The organism is Pandoraea vervacti (assembly GCF_000934605.2).
In the GTDB taxonomy this organism is placed as follows: Bacteria; Pseudomonadota; Gammaproteobacteria; order Burkholderiales; family Burkholderiaceae; genus Pandoraea; species Pandoraea vervacti.
Window position 1 is genome coordinate 769,916 of record NZ_CP010897.2, and the last position, 19,439, is coordinate 789,354.

11 protein-coding genes are annotated in these 19,439 nt (G+C 59.7%); 8 read left to right on the forward strand and 3 right to left on the reverse strand.

Going from position 1 to position 19,439, the window contains the following annotated elements; genetic code table 11:
- Positions 1–29: 29 nt before the first annotated feature.
- A complete protein-coding gene (locus UC34_RS03505; RefSeq protein WP_084070959.1) occupies positions 30–1,802 on the reverse strand; it encodes a ShlB/FhaC/HecB family hemolysin secretion/activation protein in 1,773 nt (590 codons plus the stop codon).
- Positions 1,803–2,128: 326 nt separating this feature from the next.
- Between UC34_RS03505 and UC34_RS03510 the strand changes: the two genes are divergently transcribed.
- The 4 genes from UC34_RS03510 to UC34_RS03525 all read left to right on the forward strand — a co-directional run bounded on the left by UC34_RS03510 (position 2,129) and on the right by UC34_RS03525 (position 13,427).
- Positions 2,129–11,140, forward strand: a complete 9,012-nt coding sequence (locus UC34_RS03510; protein WP_084070338.1) for a two-partner secretion domain-containing protein — start codon at positions 2,129–2,131, stop codon at positions 11,138–11,140.
- 308 nt (positions 11,141–11,448) lie between these two features.
- A complete protein-coding gene (locus tag UC34_RS25285; protein ID WP_157122998.1) occupies positions 11,449–11,811 on the forward strand; it encodes a hypothetical protein in 363 nt (120 codons plus the stop codon).
- Positions 11,808–12,059, forward strand: coding sequence for a hypothetical protein (locus UC34_RS03515; protein ID WP_044454001.1), 252 nt, complete (start codon positions 11,808–11,810; stop codon positions 12,057–12,059). The genes UC34_RS25285 and UC34_RS03515 overlap by 4 nt, the downstream gene beginning before the upstream one ends.
- A 169-nt stretch (positions 12,060–12,228) precedes the next feature.
- Positions 12,229–13,427 (forward strand): IS3 family transposase gene (locus tag UC34_RS03525; protein ID WP_167370682.1). Its coding sequence is split into 2 segments (ribosomal slippage): positions 12,229–12,544 and positions 12,544–13,427, totalling 1,200 coding nucleotides; the frame shifts between segments, so codons are not numbered across the junction.
- 685 nt (positions 13,428–14,112) lie between these two features.
- Here UC34_RS03525 and UC34_RS25290 read toward each other — a convergent pair.
- On the reverse strand, positions 14,113–14,604 hold the full coding sequence (locus UC34_RS25290; RefSeq protein WP_157123002.1) for a hypothetical protein: 492 nt from the start codon (positions 14,602–14,604) through the stop codon (positions 14,113–14,115).
- Between the two features lie 413 nt (positions 14,605–15,017).
- Positions 15,018–15,896 (reverse strand): LysR family transcriptional regulator, encoded by an 879-nt coding sequence (locus UC34_RS03535; RefSeq protein ID WP_044457699.1) that lies wholly within the window; start codon positions 15,894–15,896, stop codon positions 15,018–15,020.
- Between the two features lie 310 nt (positions 15,897–16,206).
- On the opposite strand from UC34_RS03535, the gene UC34_RS03540 reads away from it, so the two are divergent.
- The 4 genes from UC34_RS03540 to UC34_RS03555 are packed head-to-tail and all read left to right on the forward strand — an operon-like array spanning position 16,207 to position 19,427.
- Positions 16,207–17,067, forward strand: coding sequence for a transporter substrate-binding domain-containing protein (locus UC34_RS03540; RefSeq protein ID WP_044454005.1), 861 nt, complete (start codon positions 16,207–16,209; stop codon positions 17,065–17,067).
- A gap of 11 nt (positions 17,068–17,078) precedes the next feature.
- On the forward strand, positions 17,079–17,768 hold the full coding sequence (locus tag UC34_RS03545) for an amino acid ABC transporter permease (RefSeq protein WP_044457700.1): 690 nt from the start codon (positions 17,079–17,081) through the stop codon (positions 17,766–17,768).
- Positions 17,758–18,471 (forward strand): amino acid ABC transporter permease, encoded by a 714-nt coding sequence (locus UC34_RS03550; RefSeq protein ID WP_044454007.1) that lies wholly within the window; start codon positions 17,758–17,760, stop codon positions 18,469–18,471. Before UC34_RS03545 ends, UC34_RS03550 begins: the two co-directional genes overlap by 11 nt.
- Positions 18,468–19,427, forward strand: coding sequence for an agmatinase (locus tag UC34_RS03555; RefSeq protein WP_044454009.1), 960 nt, complete (start codon positions 18,468–18,470; stop codon positions 19,425–19,427). The genes UC34_RS03550 and UC34_RS03555 overlap by 4 nt, the downstream gene beginning before the upstream one ends.
- The last annotated feature ends 12 nt before the right edge of the window (positions 19,428–19,439 follow it).

Genomic DNA, 19,439 nt, shown 5'->3' on the forward strand with positions numbered 1-19,439 from the left:
GGCCATCAGGTCGTTAGCCCTTCGGACTCTCAGAATTGGGCGGTGAGGGAAAAGCCAACGGTGGTGTGCGCAGTCTGGAACGACGAAGGCTTGTAAATTGGCGTGCCTGCAAAGACTTCCCCGGAGACAAACCCGACAGGGAGCCTCGCGCGTGCGCGCAGTCCAATGACGGCTCCGGCAAGCTGTGTTCCCGCCAAGTACTGCGCGGAAGGCCCACTCACTCGGCCGTAGTCCACGCCGGCGAATAATGACGTGCCGGACGCACCCAAGGCCCACTGCAACTCGTTTCGCCAATAGAAGCCTTTCTCTGCCGCAAGCGACGATTCTCCGTCGAAGCCCCGAACCGTATAGCGACTGCCGATGGTCAGATCGTCGATGTAGTGAAGAACATCGTTTGTGTATTGGCCATGAAAGGTCGTCATGTACCGAAGCGGCAATTGCCCCAGCGGCAGCGAGAGGTTCGCATCGAGAACCGCCACGCCGAATCGATAGGTGGGTGTGCCGGGGTTGGCATTCTCCGACGCTGCCCCCAGTCCGGAGACGCTCTGCCGATACGTCAGGCTGCCGTCGAATTGTCCGGCTCCGACATAGTGGCGTTCCACGAAGCCGAACTCGACAAAAGTGTTGTTGCGATACTGCTGATCGATTTCCGTGTCTTCGAGATAACTTTTCCCAAAGCGTTTGCTTAGTCGGATCTGTGCACTGAGTACGTTGCTCTGGCTACGCTGTATGACACGAGACAGCTTGAAGTCGAGGGTCTGTGATTGGCCGCGTGTCGTGAATGTGTCGTTGATCCCGGCGATCTGCTGGTTATAGCGATTGGCATAGGCCGAAACCGTGGCAGTCCAGTATCCCCATGGAATCGAATAGAACGCGTTCCACCCGTTCGAGCCGAAACGTTTGTCCGCGAACGCGAGGTCATGTGTTGCGCCGACGTTAAAAATGTCGTTAAGCCCCAACGGATTGTCGATGCCGAGAGCGACACTGCCTTGCAGTTTCCCGGTGGCGCGCGAGCCGCCGTTGTCCACCGATGCGACGACGCTCCAGCGTTTCGCACGGTTGACCTCGATGACGACGTCACTCTGCCCCGGCGCGTCGGCCGGCACAATCTGCATTGTCACATCCTGGCTTGCCACGCGCTTCATTTGCTCCAGCCCTTGTTCGAGGTCGCGCAATTGCAGCAGGTCTCCCGGCGTTGCAGGGAAAGCAGTGCGCCATGTGCCGTATTGCGATGCATCCGAAAAGCGGATGTCGCGGATCAAGCCCGGTATCAGCGTGAGCCTGAGCGTGCCGGTCGACAGGTCCTGCTCGGGAATCAGAACACGTGTGGTCACATAACCTTTCGCCAGGATCAACCTCGTCAGACCGGCTGTGATCGCAGCAATGCCGCGCTGGCCGAGGCATTGTCCACGGTAGTGATCGAGCCATTCATACGCAAAGGCGAACGGGTCGAGCGGCAAAGTCGATGCTCCCGCAGCCTGCGCTCGCGGTGGTAGCGCCGCGGGCACTTCCAGAGAAAACGATGTCACCGCAAAGCACGGAGATTCCTCCGGCAGGGCAGGGAAGCCATCGGCGGCGAGAACTTCAGTGCGTACGGAGGGTGTGTTGACCGCGGCGGCTCGCTCCTGTGCCTGGCGCTGCTGCTCAAGCAGTTGTTGTTGGCGAGCATTGGTCGCCGCCGCGTCCACTGCCGGTGGCGGCGTTTGCGCGATGGCCGCACAAAACGGCGTGGAAGACGTCAATGCGGTGACAAAAAGCAGACGACGGACAGGCGTGACAAAGCGATACGAAGCGAGATTCATCGTGAAACGTCGAAGGGTGATGCCGCCGCGACGGGGCGAGCCGATCCAGACCTGAAGTGTCGGGTCGAAAAGTGAAATCAAGCGTGAAAGGCGTGTCCTGAATCGGACTGCCCGAAGTCAGGCGTCGAACTCTATCATGATCCCCGCAAAAATTAGTTTGGACTATTTATTTTCAATAATTCAACAGATTTTGGTCGATTTTATAAAGACTGATCGTGGATGCAAGCAAATACTTAATTATTGAGTAATATTCGGTCTACGAAATTTGTAGCGATAGAAGTAAAAGATGGGCAAAGACCCTAATATAAATAGTCGTACAAAGTCAGATGAAATCACACGTCAATCGCCGTGCCCACGGCGTGCCCCGGGGAAGTTGGGCGGAAGGTGGGCTTCAGCGTGCCATGGTGCGCGCGCTCGTGCTCGCCCAGATCATCGCCCCAGTGTCGGTCCACGCTCAGGTCGTGGCGGCGCCGGGCGCTAATGCCCCGAATGTCGTGCAGACCGCCAATGGGTTGCAGCAGATCAACATCACCGCACCTACGGCGGCCGGGGTGTCGAAAAACGTCTATTCGCAATTTGATGTGCCGCGCCAGGGCGTGATACTGAACAACTCATCGACCATCGTGAATACGCAGCAGGCGGGGTACGTCAACGGCAACCCCAACCTCGCGCGGGATCAGGCGGCGCGCGTCATTCTGAATCAGGTGAATAGCAATTCGCCCAGCCAGTTGCGTGGCTATCTGGAGGTGGCAGGAAAAGCCGCACAGGTCGTGGTTGCGAACAGCGCCGGCATCATGGTCGACGGCGGAGGCTTCATCAACACCACGCGCGGCGTGTTGACGACCGGCACACCTATCATGGGGGCGGACGGCAGCCTGTCGGGATATCAGGTCAACGGCGGACGACTTGTCATTCAAGGCGACGGTCTGAACGCGGCAAATGTCGATCAAGTCGATCTCATCGCGCGTGCGGTTCAGGTAAATGCCGCGTTGCACGCGAAGCAACTCAATGTGGTGACGGGGACGAACCGAGTCGATCACGAAACCCTCTCCGTACAGAAGACGACGGCGGACGCCAATGCACCTGACGTGGCCCTCGACGTAGGCCAGTTGGGCGGCATGTATGCGCAACGCATCTTCCTGGTAGGTACGGAGAATGGCGTCGGCGTTTCCAACAAGGGGGTGATTGCTGCGCAAGCCGGCGATCTGACGTTGACCACAGAAGGAAAGCTGGTGACGTCGGGAAAGACGGAAGCCACAGGCAATGTTCTCGTCAACGCAAAGGCCGGCATCGACAATCAGGGCAGTGTCTACGCGGGCGGGCGCGCCGATGTACGAACGAGCGGTGCGCTGGACAACGGTGGCGTGCTGAGTGCTGCGGGCGACCTCACGGCGCAGGCTATTGCGGTGACGTCCCGCGGAACGCTGGGGGCGGGCATCGATTCGGACGGACAGCCGTCGCTCGCGGGAAACCTTACGCTGACTGCGTCTGGGAAAATTACTGCCACTGGACGTAACGTCGCTCGTGGCGACATGTCTTTCTTGGCAGGTGCGCTCGACGTGTCCGGCAGTCGAACAAATGCGAGCCGCAATCTTTCGCTGACGTCGCAGTTGGGCGATATCGATCTTCAACGTGCCATCGTAACGGCTTCGAATGCATTGAGCGTGAGGGCAGTGCAGGGCATTCTCAATGCCGGTGGGGCGTTGTCGGCCGATACGATCACGCTGGCCGCGTTGGGCTGGATTGACAATGCCGATGCGCAATCGGTTGCGAGCACGCGCCTTGACGTGACAGGTGGTCGCATCGACAACCAGCGCGGGCTTTTTCAGTCTGGGGGGCTTCTGGACGTCAAAGGGGCTTCGCTGGATAACGCCGGTGGCCGCGTGGTGTCGCTCTCGGGCGATGGCACATCCGTCGATATCGCTGGCGACCTGCATAACGCTGGGGGAGCGAACGCCTCGGGCGCGTCTGGCGGCGTCATTGGAGCCAATGGCGAATTGAGCGTCCGCGCGGGCACAATGACCAATACAGCGCAAGTTGTCGCCGGAACGCAGCTTCATGTGTCGGCCGGGAGACTCGACAACACCAACGGGACGCTCTCGGGCGAGCAAATCAATGCGACGGTCGACACCATATTGACCAATCGTCAAGGCGCGATTTCCGCGTCGACCTCGACCATCCGGGCGGCGCAGCTCGATAACGACCACGGGCTGATCGATGCCGATACCTTGTCTCTGGCAGTGTCGGGGGAAGCATCGAATCGCTCCGGAGAGATCCGGCAATACGGCGATTCGGTCCAGTCGATCAACGTCGGCGGCACGTTGAATAACGCTGCTGGAACGGTGGCATCGAACGCCAGAGAGCTGACCGTGGACGTGGGGGCGCTGACGAACGATCAGGGGAAAATCCGCCACCTCGGCGCAGGCAGTCTCACGGTCCTGTCGAGCGGCGATGTCACCAATCTGACGGGCCTGCTCGGCAGCCTCGGCGTTCTGAAGATCAATGCGGCTCGCATCGACAACACGGGCGGCGAACTCACTGCGGGCAACGCGACATGGCTGACGTCGACCGCTGACGTCGTCAATCGCAATGGCGCGGTGTATGGCACCAACGGCCTTACCCTTTCAGCAGCGTCAAATGTGGACAACACTGCGGGATCGATGCAATCGGGCGGTGCGGTCAAGCTCCGTGCGGACGGGATATTGACGAACACCGGAGGACGCATCAGTGCCAACGGCGCGCACGACGCCCTGTCGATCGCTGCCGGCAGCTTGGCGAATACCTCGGGGCAATTGACCAACGCGGGCGACGGCGAGACGGCCGTCACGGCGGTTCGCGACGTGCAGAACGCCGCGGGAACGATCGGTGGCAACGGAAAATTGACGGTCGACGCCGCCACGCTGAGCAACGTTGCCGGTGGGAGAGTCGTCGGTGGCGGCGACGTCTTGCTGGGCATCGCCGGTGCGCTCGACAACGCTGCAGGGCAGTTGTTCGGCGGCAATTCGGTGACGGTGACCAGTGCGACTACACGCGTGGCGAATGCGGGTGGAACGATCGAGAGTGTTGGCGATGTCTCGCTGCAAGTCGCATCGCTTGATAACGGTAACGGCATCATCCGTTCGAATCGGGACATCGGCGTCGCCGGTGCGATGAGCGGCGCCGGACAGATGACCGCCGGCCGCAATCTCACGTTCTCCGCCGTGGGCGACTACGCGAATACCTCAGCCAACCGCTTACGGGCCGATGGCACGCTCACGCTGACATCGACGGGACGTTTCACCAACGACGGCGTGCTAAGCGCCCCCGGCACACTGGACGTTCGCGCCGCAGAGTTCGTCAACAACGCGAATGGCTCGATCAATGCGTCCACGACACAGTTAAGTGCCTCAGGCCTATTCTCCAATGCCGGCAGCATCGGCGGCGACACGGTACGCCTCAAGGCGAGCCATTTCTACAACGGCTACGGCGTATTGGGCAACGACGTGCAGGTCAATGCCGTCGATATCGAGAACAACGGCGCGTCGGCAGTCATAGGGGGGGCAAGACGACTCGCATTGTATGCGTCGAATTCCGTCGCCAACTACGACGACGCACTGCTCTACAGCACCGGGGATATCGAGATTGCTCGGGATGGCACACGCGACGGACAGGGGCTGCTCGCCAATCAGATGGCCTTGCTGACCAATCGTTCGGCCAACATCGTTGCCGACGGCAATCTGGACGTTGCGGCTCGTGTCATCAACAACTCGCGCACTAGCATCGAGACGCAGCCGGGAACGCCGCAGTCTACGACGCAGAGCTTCGGTCTCTATACGGCGGCGTTGCCCAGCGGCGAACAAACGCTGATGCACACGAGCCTGACGTTCCCCGAATGGAAATGGAGCGCAGGCAGAGCGCCGATATCGTCGGCCCTGCTGCAAGCGCTTGCGAGACCGCTGACCGTCGATATCCCGAAGTCTCAAGTGACGAATGTGGATCTCGCAGCCAAGACCTTCAGTCTGACGAAACCCCTCGAAGAGTCGTATCAGGACATGACGACGCAGGGTCAGGGGCCGTGTGACGATCATGGCCAATGCGAGTCGACCACCAAGACGCGAGACGTCGGCAAGAACCCGACTCAGTACTTCAACAGCCTTGTCGATAACGGGGACAGCTACCGTATCGTGTTCTGGCCAGACTGGGATCCGAATACGATGATCCGTCCGGATCAGGCGATCTCGCGTGGCGATCTGGGGATCGATCAGCGGGACTACAACGAAATCACGCGCGTCATCACGACGACGCGAACGCGCGATGAACTCATCAGCGCGTCTCCCGAAGCGAAGCTCCAGGCCCAGGGCTCCATTCGCATCAATGCTGACGGTGGCGCGATCAACAATCAGTCGTCAACGATGACGGCGGGAAGCGATCTGATTCGTCGCGCGACAGGCGGGTCCGTCAACGACGTCGGCATAACCTTGCAGGAGACGGTGACACAGACGCAGACGTCGACCTTCTACTGGCACCAGAAGTCTGGCGGCGACGACGATCAGGTGACGGTCGCCTATCCGGTGACGCCGCTGCCGCCAACGACACTTGCATCGCTTCCCGCGATTGCCGTCGGCAACCAGTCGGTTCAGTCCTCCGGGCGCAATATCACAGTGTCGAGCGTTGACCGTTCCGGCAATACCGTCGGTAGCGCCGGCGTAACGGGGGGCAACGCCACGGGACCGCAGTTGGGCAACCTTTCCGGCACGGTGGCAAATCGCCAGACGCTGGGATCGTCAGCGCAGGCCATTCCCGGCCTCACGTTGCCACGTAACGCGCTTTTCCAAATACCTACGGCACCGGGACAGACCTATCTGGTTGCGACGGATCGTCGCTTCACCGAATACGGAAAGTTCATTTCGAGCGATTACATGCTGGGCGAGTTGGGACTCGATCCGCAGAAAACGCAAAAGCGTGTTGGCGATGGTTTCTATGAAACGCAACTGGTCCGCGACCAGATCACGGCGCTCACCGGCAAAACACTGCTCGCGGGATACACCAGCTATCTCGACGAATACACGGCGCTGCTCAATAACGGCGTGACATATGGCAAGCAGTTCGGCCTCAGCGTAGGGGTCGCCCTGTCGGACGCGCAAATGACGCAGTTGACCACCGACATGGTCTGGCTGGTCTCACAGGAAGTCACCCTTCCTGATGGCTCCGTTCAGTCGGTGCTCGTGCCGCAGGTGTATCTGGCGCAGGCGAACACTGTCGATCTGACGAATACCGGCGCGCTGGTGGCCGGGGGCAGTGTGACACTTGCCGCGACGGGCGATATGCAGAACAGCGGGCAGATTGTCAGCGATACGGCGACGACGATTCTGGGCGACGCCATCGTCAATCTCGGTGTGATCGGAAGTGGCGGCACGACGTCGTTGACGTCGCTGGGTGATATTCGCAACTCCGGCGGTCGTATCGGCGGCAAGGACGTCGTCGTGCAGGCAGGGCGCGATCTCATCAACGAATCGACGACGCTCACCCAGACGGCGGGAACGGACAACGGTGGCAGCTTCACGTCGTCGGCGTCGGCCACCGGCATCGGCGCGGTCGGCATCATCTCGGGATCGAACAGTGCCGCGGCCGTGGCTGCACGCGACGTTACCCTCAATGCGGGCGCAATCGCCAGCGATGGCGCTGTGGTGGTCGCGGCAGGGCGCGACATCAATGCCAATACGTTGACGGTCGGCCAGTCGCAGACTGTCGGCACGACCGATGGACAGAACGGCGGTCGCGACGTCATTGTGCAGAACGTTGGCAGTGCGATCTCCGCTGGCGGCAATCTGACGACGGTCTCAGGGCGTGATACTACGTTGAGCGGAGCGACAGTTGTCGCAGGTGGCAATGCGAGGGTACTCGCGGGCAATGATGTCACGGTAACGGCAGTCAAAGACTCGCACGTGCACGACGAGCGCTCCTTCGGGGGCTCGTTGCAGTACACCAAATCGTCGCTGGACGAAGCGGTCAATGGTGCCAGCGTCAGCGCAGGTAACCACGTGCTGATCGGGGCAGGCCAGGCGAGTGCCGTCGGTGGCGTGCTGGGCGCATATCAGATCAATCCGGTCGCAGCCTCGTCGGGGACCGGCAATCTGTCGGTGCTGGGTTCGTCTGTGTCGTCGCAGGGTAATGGAACCATCGCATTGGCGGCGACGGGCGACGTCAACATCGGCACGGTGACGCAGACGCACGACAGTCAGAAATGGCAGCATGACAGCAGCTCGGGATTCCTCTCCAAAACAGAGGAGACATCGTCATCCAGCTCACATCAGACGATTGCGGTGGGCTCGACGGTGTCGGGCAACGCAGTTGGCGTGTCGGCCGGACGTGACCTCGTCGTGAGTGGTTCAACGGTCGTCGGCACGCAGGACGTCGCCTTGCAGGCGGGACGAGACGCGCGTATCGAGTCGGCACAGAACGAGAGCCAGAGTAGCTCGTTTTACGAGAAGAAGAGTTCTGGTTTCGGTTCGTCGGGTGGTGTGGGCGTTTCGTACGGCAAGAACGAGCAACGTGACCAGGCCAACGACAGCAGCGTGACGCAGACGGGCAGCATGGTGGGCAGCCTGAACGGCAATGTCAGCATTGTGGCGGGCAACGACCTGCTGGTCAGAGGCAGCGACATCATGGCGGCCGGCGATATTACCGGCATTGGTCAGAATGTCACGATCGAATCGGCGCTCAACCAGCAGCATCATGACGAGACGCATGAGTTCAAGAGCTCGGGTTTTACGCTGGCAGTGAAGTCGCCGGTCATCGATGCGATTCAAAACGTCACCAATCAGGTCAAATCAGCGGTGGATTCGGGGGGCGATGCGCGTGTCTCGGCGCTGCGTGGGTATGCTGCAGCAAGTGGCGCGGTGGGTGCATTCGGCGAGGCCAAAGGTGCGCTGAGTATGCTCGAAGCAGGCAAAACACCGGAAGCCAAAGTCGAACTTAGTTTCGGCTCGTCGAGCAGCCGATCGACATCGTCCGTCGATACGACGCAGAACGTGTCGAGCAACATCAGATCGGTCGGCACGACGGCGTTTGTCGCTACAGGGGATGCAGCGTCGGGCAAGGGCAACGTCAACATCATCGGATCGAACATCGATGCGAAGGATGTCCTTCTGCAAGCTAACAACCAGGTCAACGTCCTCAGCAGCAAGGACACGGAGTCGACGCGCAGCGACAACGAGTCGAAAGGCGGTAGTTTTGGCGTGTCGTTCGGCACGAGTGGCTGGGGTGTATCGGCATCGTTCTCGAAGTCCAACGGAGACGCCAACTCGGATTCGACGTTCCAGAACAACTCTCATATCAATGCGAGCAATACGGCGGTGATAGTGAGCGGCAGCGATACGAATATCGTCGGCGGCAATGTGAATGCGGACAAGGTGATTGCGCGTGTAGGGGGCGATCTGAACATCGCCAGCGTGCAGGACACGAGCGAGAGTTCGGCGCATCAGGAGAGTATGGGCGGCGGATTCAGCGCGAGCATGGGCGGCGCGTCGGGCAGCTTCAGCTATTCGCGTGGCAATGCGAGCGGCAACTACGCTGGTGTTGTTGAGCAATCGGGCATTCAGGCCGGGACTGGCGGGTTCGACGTTGACGTCAAGGGCAATACGGATCTGAAGGGCGCATACATTGCCAGTACGGCAGATTCGTCGAAGAACCAACTGACGACGGGCACGCTGACGTTCTCCGACATCCAGAACCATTCCGACTACAGCGCGAACAGCTTTGGCTTTGGCGGTGGGGGCACTTTCGGCAATGGCGGTGCTACCGAGCGGACGACGGGGCCGAGTTCGGGCAAGAACACGGGTGGCATTGCACCCATGCTGCCGCAGTCGGAGAGCGGCAGCGAGCGAGGCGTGACGCGCAGCGGCGTGAGCGATGGCACGATCACGCTGACGAACGGTGCGAACCAGACGCAGGATCTCGCCAGTCTGAACCGGGACACGTCGAACCTGAACGAAACGGTGAACCGCACACCGGATTTGCAGAACCTGCTCAACGATCAGTCACGCCTGATGGCGGCGACGACGGCGGCCGGGGAAGCGGTGGCGCGGGATATTGGGACGTATGCGGAAAAGAAGCGAGACGCGGCGCAGAAGCTGGCCGATGCCACGACCGATCCGGAGTTGAAGGCGCAGTATCAGAAGGAAGCCGACAATTGGAAGGAGGGTGGTGACTACCGTGCGGCAATGCACGCAGCGGGTGGCGCGATCATCGCAGGCTTGGGAGGCGGGAATGCGCTTGGTGGTGCATTAGGCGCAGGACTGACGTCGAAGCTCGGCGGGACTCTGAACGAACTGAGCGAGAACATTCAGAAGGCCCGTCCGACGGGAAATGCCGACATCGATCAGGCGTTGGCACAGATTGTTGCGACGGGCGTTGGTACTGCGGTGGGGGCCGCGGTTGGCGGAAGCTCCGGGGCGTTCACCGGGTATAACGTTGATCGGTTTAATCGGCAGTTGCATCCGGACGAAAAGGTGCTTGCTAAGAGAATCTTGGAGGACGCGAGACGGCGAGGTATCGTCAACCAAGACGGATCTCCGATCTCGATAGATCAAATTGAGAATGCTATGCGCTCAGCCAATAACAGCGCCTACGGTGAGACCGCGTGGACGGGAATGGTAGTGCCGCTCAATGGCGACACAAAGGCAAAGGAGATTTACGACAGTACCGGCATGCGTGTTTTCATCGATACGTCCGGAAACAAGTATCTTGTCCAGAATGCTGCGATGCTATCCCCACCTCCCGATGCGTTGCGCGACCTGATCGCAACGAATACTGGGGGCGGAAGTTCGCCGTACAGCTGGAACGTATCGTCGTCTGAGAGTATTGGGCGCTCGTACGCCGATTTGCCGAATAGTCAAGGTAACGGGCCGTTTTCACCGGGATTTAATACGGGGGACTATTCAGCAGGGTTGGGCACAAGTGGTCGTGGTCTTAAGCCCGACTACGGAACATTGAATACCGGGGCCTTATCTGGGGTTGTGGCCGGAGTCATCAATTTCTACGATGGATCTACCTATCTATCAGGAGGCGTGGCTCAAACAAATCCATCTTCAATTTCTTGGCGGCCTGGTTTAAGCGCCACCGTTGGCTGGATCTTTGGTGTTGCCAGCGCCGAAGGAACTAGCAGTTTCCTTGCAGGGGACGGCAATCAGATGTTCATTTCCATTCCAACACCTTTTAGGGTTAACGTTAGTGGTGCGATCACCCATTCGTACGGAGGGGCGACCGGGATTGAATTTGGCATCGGTACGCTAGGTCCGCTCACCGTCGGCGTACAGCCTTGGGGGCATTCCACTCAGGTAACGGAACCGTTGAAATAAGGGAGGTAATTATGGCTGCAGGCGGAGGACCAACCCCAGAGCAATGGGAGAAAATGAGTTCAAAAGATCGAACCGTTTATTGGGTATGTGTTGCCGTAGCGTGCGCAATCTTGGGGGCTATGGCAATCAAAAGGTTTTTTTTCTAAGGTGCACGTTAGATGCCTACGGGAGGCGGCGCCGAGTCTGTCACCGATGTTGTTTGTTTGACGAAAAATGGTTGTGTGCGACGAGAGGCTAGCTCCTGCCGTAGCAGAAGAAAAACTTGACGCAATGTCCGGAACGGGCAAATCAGCCTCATTGACACGGCTATGGCTGGCGTGACCGGAGCTCTGACCTTCGAAACTGGATTGCTACCTGGTTTCTTGATAAACACGGGCGGAGCGCTCGCTGGCTCCGCGATTAAAGGTGACAATCCGAATATGAGTATGGCAGGCGCTGCCGCTGGAACGGTCGCAGGCTACGGCATTGGCGGAAAGGTGGAGAGCGCTATAGGCAATCGTGTGAACCCTTGGTACAGAGCAGAATGGGTCGATATCGACCTCGGCATTTCGAAGTACGTTCCGCCAAGTGCAATCCCTTCGGTTGCCGGAACAACGGCGGGTGCAGTCGCATCGGAATCGACTAACGCCCGAGTAAATGCTGGTCCCAACTTAATGCCGAAGAACAAATGAGCACACGTCTTTCGCGAAGCCTCAGAGCCTTTATCAGCTATCTGCTTGTGTTTCTAATTACCTATTCGCTCTGCGGATTGGTCATCGAGCTCATTTGGCTTCCAATTGTTGCATGGATGCACAATTGCGACGGTTACCTTTGGCCGTCAAAGTCGCGCATCTATGCCTGGTGCAAGCTGGTTCCTTTCGCGACCATCGTCTCCGGTGTCGGAGTTTGGATCTACGATCGCAAGCGCATCGGCTGGTAATTGAACCGAACGACATTCCTCGGCTATGAAAATTCAAAAGAGGTCTACGGCTCTAGCAGTGCGAATTTACCTGCCTGGAGCGGCCCCACGTATCTGAGGACACGAGGACTCTCTTAAAATAAGGGATAGTCTTGTGCCTATCAGTAAGCCTAGTCATTACGTGGAAAGCATCGAAATTCTGACCGAGCCGGAGCGCCGTCGTCGGCGCACGGCGCAGGAAAAAATCGCCATCGTGCAGGAAACATTGGAGCCGGGAGCGTCGGTGTCGGCCGTTGCACGTCGGCACGGCGTCAATGCCAACCAGGTGTTCGGCTGGCGCAAGCAATACCAGGAAGGCAGTCTGGCGGCGGTGAAGGCGGGTGAAACCGTTGTACCGGCATCTGAGCTAGCCGCCGCCATCAAGGAAATCAAGGAGTTGCAACGGCTACTCGGGAAGAAGACGTTGGAGGTCGAAATCCTGAAAGAAGCCGTGGAATGGGGCCGGTCAAAAAACCTGATTGCGCGCTCGCCCTTGCTGCCGGGGGACGACCGATGAAGACGGTCTGCGAAGTTCTCGGCGTGGCGCGCTCTGCCGTGGCGGTCAAGCGAGCTCGCTCGTCCGACTGGCGCGATGGTCGCCGTGCCCGCGTGACCAACGATGCCGGGCTGGTCGAGGAGATTCAGGCCCATGTGGCGCACCTTCCTACCTATGGCTACCGGCGTGTCTGGGCGCTGCTGCGCCGCAGTCGGGAGCAGAGCGGTGCGCCGTGCATCAACGTCAAGCGCGTGTATCGGGTCATGCGGGAGCATCAGTTGCTGCTGCGCCGCCCCGGCGTGCGGCAAGACAAGCGGCGGCATGACGGTCGCGTTGCCGTGGAGCGCAGCAACACCCGCTGGTGCTCCGATGGCTTCGAGTTCCGGTGCGACGATGGTACGCCGCTGCGCGTGACGTTTGCGTTGGACTGCTGCGACCGCGAGGCGATTAGCTGGGCCGCAACGACCGGCGGGCATAGCGGTGATGTGGTGCGAGACGTGATGCTGGCCGCCGTCGAACAGCGCTTCGGCACCACGCAGGCCGCGCACCCCATCGAATGGCTGACGGACAACGGCTCGGCCTACATCGACTACCGCACGCGCAGCTTCGCTCGCGAACTGGGTCTTGAGCCGCTGACCACGCCGGTCCGTTCGCCGCAGAGCAATGGCATGGCCGAATCGTTCGTGAAGACCATGAAGCACGATTACGTCGCCTATATGGACAAGCCTGACGCACCAACAGCGCTCTCGCGTCTGGCAATCGCGTTTGAACACTACAATGAGCGCCACCCGCACAAAGCCTTGAAATACCGCTCGCCTCGCGAGTTCAGGCGTAATGCGGTGTCATCAACCTAACAGTGTCCGCCTGTCCTGAGTTACAGGGGCAACTCCACTGCCCGTGACAAGCAGGGCCAAGTTTAGTTTGCGATAGATCTGACCTCGTCAGGCGGGGGCGGCATCAGCCGGCGCATCGAATGATGTTTCACGCCGATAGCCGTGACGGTCGACGCTAGGTGCGATTGGTCGCGGTTAGCGCGATATTTGGGAGTGTGGCGACGCTGGCCCATTACGGTACCCCGTATTGATACATACACTTTGGCGCTGTCACTTGGATCAACAGAATTAGCCGTCATAGCGACAACGAGTCGAAGGGCGGTAGTTTCGGCGTGTCGTTCGGCACGATCGGGTGGGGGTGTCGGCACCATTCTCGAATTCCAACGGCGACGCCAACGCTGATTCGACGTTCCGGAACGGTTCGCATATAAATGCCAGTATTGTGAGGCGGCCAGTGGCGGGGTGGGTGCGTTTGGTTAGACGGAGGTCGAGCCGAGTTGGGGATCGTCGACCAGCAAACGACGTCGTCGTAAGACAGCACGAAGAACGCGGGCAGCAACATCCAGTCTGATCGTACGGCCGTGCTTATCGTAAGGCGCTGCGCGGCAGGGCGAGTCCTTAAGTAAGTAGAGGTAACGATTATGGATGATGGATTTTGGTCTGGAATGCTTGGAGGATTATTTGGCATGCCGATTATAAGATGGGCTCAAAAATTCAAATATATTTCAATATTCATTTTTGTTGTCTTTGCGGTCCATGCTTCGACGTTTGCCTCCGACGTAATCAATAGCGGTGTAAGGGTCGCTGCACTGAAGTTCATGCAGTACAACGTAACCTTCGTGGGGATTATGATTTCAATCGCCATCGGAGTTTTGGCAGCCTCTTGCCTGTTTATCTGTACTGGATTGTTGAATAAGAAAAAGAGGGTGGAGGAATAGGTCGCGTTGTCGCCGCTTTCGTATAGCAACATGTTCGCAACGTCGATGTTCGGATGGGCGGGAGTCCCTAATTCGATTACAAACATCACAACTGTTCCCAGCGTAGTGATTCGTGGGGTGAACTTTGCTTTGGGGCAGACGGTAGGTAAAGCGACGCAGGCTGTCGTCAAATCAGGCGAGTCAAAGGACTGAGGAAATTCGAAGATGTCTGAAATTTTTTGCGGACTTATAGGCGGGCTGTTTGGTACGGTAATCGGCAAAGTCCTCGGGCGATTCCGTCCTTGGAAGGTATTTGTCGGAACATTTTCTTAGATTTACCTCGGTATTTTGATAGTGGGGGCGGTCGGTGTTGGATACAGAAAGACCATCGCAACGTTGCCAGAATTTCTTACTCCGTTTGCAATGGGCGTATTCATTATGATTTCGATGGGAGTTACTCTAATTGCCGTGCTCGGTCGGACCGCAATTAAGAATTCGAAAGATGAAAAGACTAAAACCACTGAAACCTCTCCCTGACGGAACAATCACCGTCAGTTTCGATGCAGCATTGGCGGACCGCATGCAAACCGGCGGGGCCGAAGAGACGCGTCACGGGTGAAGACTCTGCCGCACAGTGATTCAATGAATTGACGGTCGGACCCGGAGGGAGAATCGATTTCTCCATATTCGCCGCTCACGGACACGCTCCCGAATGCACCTGCGCCAACAAATCCAAAAACAGATCCAGCGCCCGAGTTCTCGGCCGTGACGCTTCCGTGATTGCGCTGATCGCGTTCTCGTACTCCGGCCCCGACGGCACTCTCACTACAGCATGACGTTTCGCGAACGACGCGGCGTAATACTGTGGCAGCAGCCCCACGTAATGCCCGGAGAGCACCAGCATCGCCACCGCCTCCAAGCCGGACGCCGTCGGCCCACGCGTCAGTCCCAGGGTATTGAGCGCTTCATGCACGAACGGCTGCGTCCGATAGACCAGCGGCAACGTCGACGCTTCCTTCACGCGATGCTTCGCCACGTATAACTGGTGACGCTCGATAAACAGTGGCTGATAGTGAAACCCGGCCTCACGCCGGTACATCCCGCGTATCGCGATTTGCACACGACGCTCGCGCAACGCCAGATCGAGTTCGTTGAACGTCATCACTGTCAGTTCGACCTTCACGTCCGGTGCTTGTGTCTTCAGCGCATCCAACGCTTCGGAAATATGACACCCCACATCCGACAGGATGTGCTCAACCATCCCGATCGACAGCGTGCCCGACAGCACGCCACGTACGGCATCGATTTCCGGACGAATCCGCTCCAGTGACTTCAACGCGTCGCGGGCCAGCTCCAGCGCAACCTTGCCCGCATGCGTGAGCACGAAGCCGGACGGGCCACGCTCGCACAGTCGCGTGCCCAGCGTTTCCTCGACCTCGCGGATATGTCGGCTGATCGACGCCTTCGACATGTTCAACTGCTTCTCGGCCGCCGCAAAGCCACTCGCCTGCGCCACCGCGCAAAAAATGCGTAACGAGCGAAGGTCTCGCTCGCTGAACTCCCGATTTGCCATCGCCTCGTCCCCAATCGCGTCCGTCACCGCCGGATGCAGCAGCGTCGGCATCCCGATGCATCATCGTCCGTAAGGCAAGCTCGCACGCCTCACAGCACCCCATCGCACAGGCCAGAATTCGCGCTGAACGTCTCACAAACCGTTGCCATGCGCGGTGCACAAAAGGTTTCATTTTTCGAAACCATACCAATAAAAAAAACATTTTTCATGATCTTTTTGCCCGCATACATTGGGTTTCAGAGGCGCACGACACCGGTCACTGCCGGACGCGCCCGTCGGAACACCCAACCCACATGACGCGAGGCAAGCTATGAAGACCTGGTCCAGACGATCCTTTGTAAAGGCGACGCTTGCTTCGAGCGCCGCACTGGCGCTGCCGGCGGTGCCGTCGCTGGCCTTTGCCGAAGGCGGCACGCTTGCCGACATCAAGAAGCGCGGCAAGCTGACCGTGGGCACCGAAGCGGCATACGAACCGTTCGAATTCGTCGAAAACGGACAAGTGGTCGGGTATGGGCACGACGTGCTCGAACTGATGGCCGCGAAACTCGGCGTCAAGCTCGAACAAATGAACCTGCCGTTCCAGGGGTTGCTCCCGGGCCTTATGTCCCACAAGTTCGACTTCGTGGCGACGAGCGTGGGCATCACCCCCGAGCGCGCCAAGCGCTTCGCGTTCAGCCAGCCCGTCGGCGTGGTGCGCTCGGTGCTGATGGTGCGCACCGACGAGACCGCCATCAAGGGCGATATGGACATCGCAGGCAAGACCATCGGCACGCAGATGGGCTCGTCGTCGCAACCGGTGGCCGACGAGTTCGAAAAGGAACTCAAGGCGAAGACGGGTAAGGGTTACGCCGGCACGCGTCTTTACCAGGCGTATCCGGATGTCTCGAACGCACTCGCCAACAAGACCATCGACGTGGCGCTGATGCCGTCGAACATTGCCGCGGTGCAAATGCGCAATCAACCCAACGCGTTTCGCATCGCCGGGACCATCGGTCAGCCGAAGCTGCTCGCCTGGGTGGCCAATCCGAACGATCTCGAAATCCGCAAGTTCATCAACGATTCGCTCGACGAGTTCCGCGCCAACGGCAAGCTCGCCGCATTGCAGCAAAAGTGGTTCGGCGGCCCGATGGACACGCCGCGCGAGAACTACCTGCCGCAAGGCGCCATTTGACGGCGGCCGCCATGTTCAACTGGCCCGGCATGGAACAAATGCGCGGCGTGCTCCAGCCGTTCGTCGAAGGCGTGGTGTCAGGCACGGTGATCACGCTCGCTGCCTCCGCAGGCGCCTTCGTCATCGGTCTGGGGCTCGGGATCGTGCTGCTGCTCGCGCGCATCTCGCCGCTCGCACCCCTGCGCTCGTTCGTCGTGTTGTGGGTCAGTCTCATTCGCGGCACGCCCGCGCTGATCCACATGCTGATCGCGTACTACATGGTCCCGGCCATGTTCGATATCTCGATCTCGCCGATCACCGCAGGCGTGGCGGCGCTCGCATGCAACACCAGTGCTTACATCGTCGAGATCCTGCGCGGTGCGCTCGGCACGATCTCTTACGGACAACGCGCGGCCGCGTACGCGATGGGCATGCGCGCTCCGCAAGTCTGGCGTCACGTGCTGCTGCCGCAGGTCATCTATCGCGCGATTCCGCCGCTTACCAGCGAGTTCACGATTCTGCTCAAGGCGTCGTCGCTGATGTCGATCATTGCCGTGCCGGAACTGGCGACTGTCGCGCGCAATGCCACCTTGCAGACGGATTTGCCGTTGCAGGTCTTCGCGATCACGGCCGCCGTGTACTTCGTGCTTCTGTTCTGCATTTCGGCCGCCTCGCGGGTCTGCGAGCGCCGCGTCTCCAGGATGCTGCCCCATGGCCATTGATTTTTCCATCGTACGGGAAGCGATTCCCGTGCTACTCGAAGGCCTGCGCATTACCGCGCTGGTGAGCGTCGTGGGCATACCGATCGGTGTCGTGATCGGGATTTCGGCGGCTTACGCGGCGCAGTCGCGCACGCTGTTGCGTCCCATCGCACTGGCGTACGTCGAACTGGTACGCAACATCCCCTACCTGATCCTCGTCTACCTGTCGTTCTTCGGACTGCCGAAGCTCGGTGTGAGTGCATCGGCCATGACCGTAGCCGTGGGATGTACGGCGTTCTACACCGGTGGCTACTTCTGCGAAATCCTGCGCGCGGCGCTGCGCAGCGTCGCACGCGGACAAACGCACGCGGCGCTCTCGCTGGGCATGACTTACTGGCAGACGCAGCGCCACATCATTGCGCCGCAACTGTTCGGCTTCCTCATTCCGCCAACGACCAGCCTCGTCATCATGATGTTCAAGGACTCGGCGATCTTCTCGGTGATGAGCCTGCCGGAGATGACCTATCAAAGCAATCTGCTCACCGCCAACACCTTCGCTTACGTCGAAGTGCTCGGCGCCACGGCATTGATCTACTGGCTCAGCAGCGTCTTGCTGGCCGGTGTTGGGCGACGTCTGGAAAACGTTGTCGGGCGACGTACCCGCACACCCGACGTGGCTCCCCTCTCGACATTCCCCGCCAAAGGAAAAGGACAACTCTCATGACGACATACACCGTCGCGCCGCGCACCGGCCACCCGACCCTGCTGTACTCGGAACTCGATCTCGACATCGACAACCTCAAGGCTGACATTGCCGTGCTCGGCATGCCGTATGGCGCGCCGTACGCGGCGTCAGACTTCAGTAACGATCAGACGAACGCGCCCTCGGCGATTCGTCAGGCGACCGACCGCGTGGTGCGTCGCCCCGAGCACTACGACTTCGATATCGACGGCCCGCTGTTGCAAGGCCGCAAGGACATCCGCTTCGTCGATTGCGGCGATATCGTTCCCGATCTGTCGAAGCCGGGCGAGCACTACGCGCGCGCCGAAGCGGCGGTGCGTCGCATTGCAGCAGGCGGCGCCATGCCGATCGTGCTGGGCGGCGATCACGGCATCACCACGCCGGTGCTGCGCGGCCTCGATCAGAAGGGGCCGATCACGCTCGTCCATATCGACGCCCACCTGGACTGGCGCGACGAAGTCAATGGGGTGCGCGAGGGCCTGTCGAGCCCGATCCGTCGCGCCTCGGAGATGGCGCACGTCGATCGCATCATCCAGATCGGTCTGCGCGCGCAAGGCAGCGGCCGTCCGGCCGATCTCGCGGCAGCGCGCGAGTACGGCGCAGAGCTGGTGACCGCGTACGAACTGCACGACATCGGCATGGACGCCGTGCTCGATCGCATTCCCGACGGCGGCAATTACTACCTCACGATCGACGCGGACGGCCTCGATCCGTCGACGATGCCCGCCGTCGCGGGACCGGCGCCGGGCGGCGTGACCTTCGTGCAGGCGCGCAAGCTGATTCACGGTCTGGTACGCAAGGGCCGCGTCGTCGGCATGGACATCGTCGAGATTCAGCCGGAAAAGGACGATGTCAACCTCATCTCCTGCGTGACCGCGGGACGCCTCATTCTGAACCTGATCGGCGCGTCGATCCGCGCGGGATACTTCGATAAATGAGCACCGCACAAC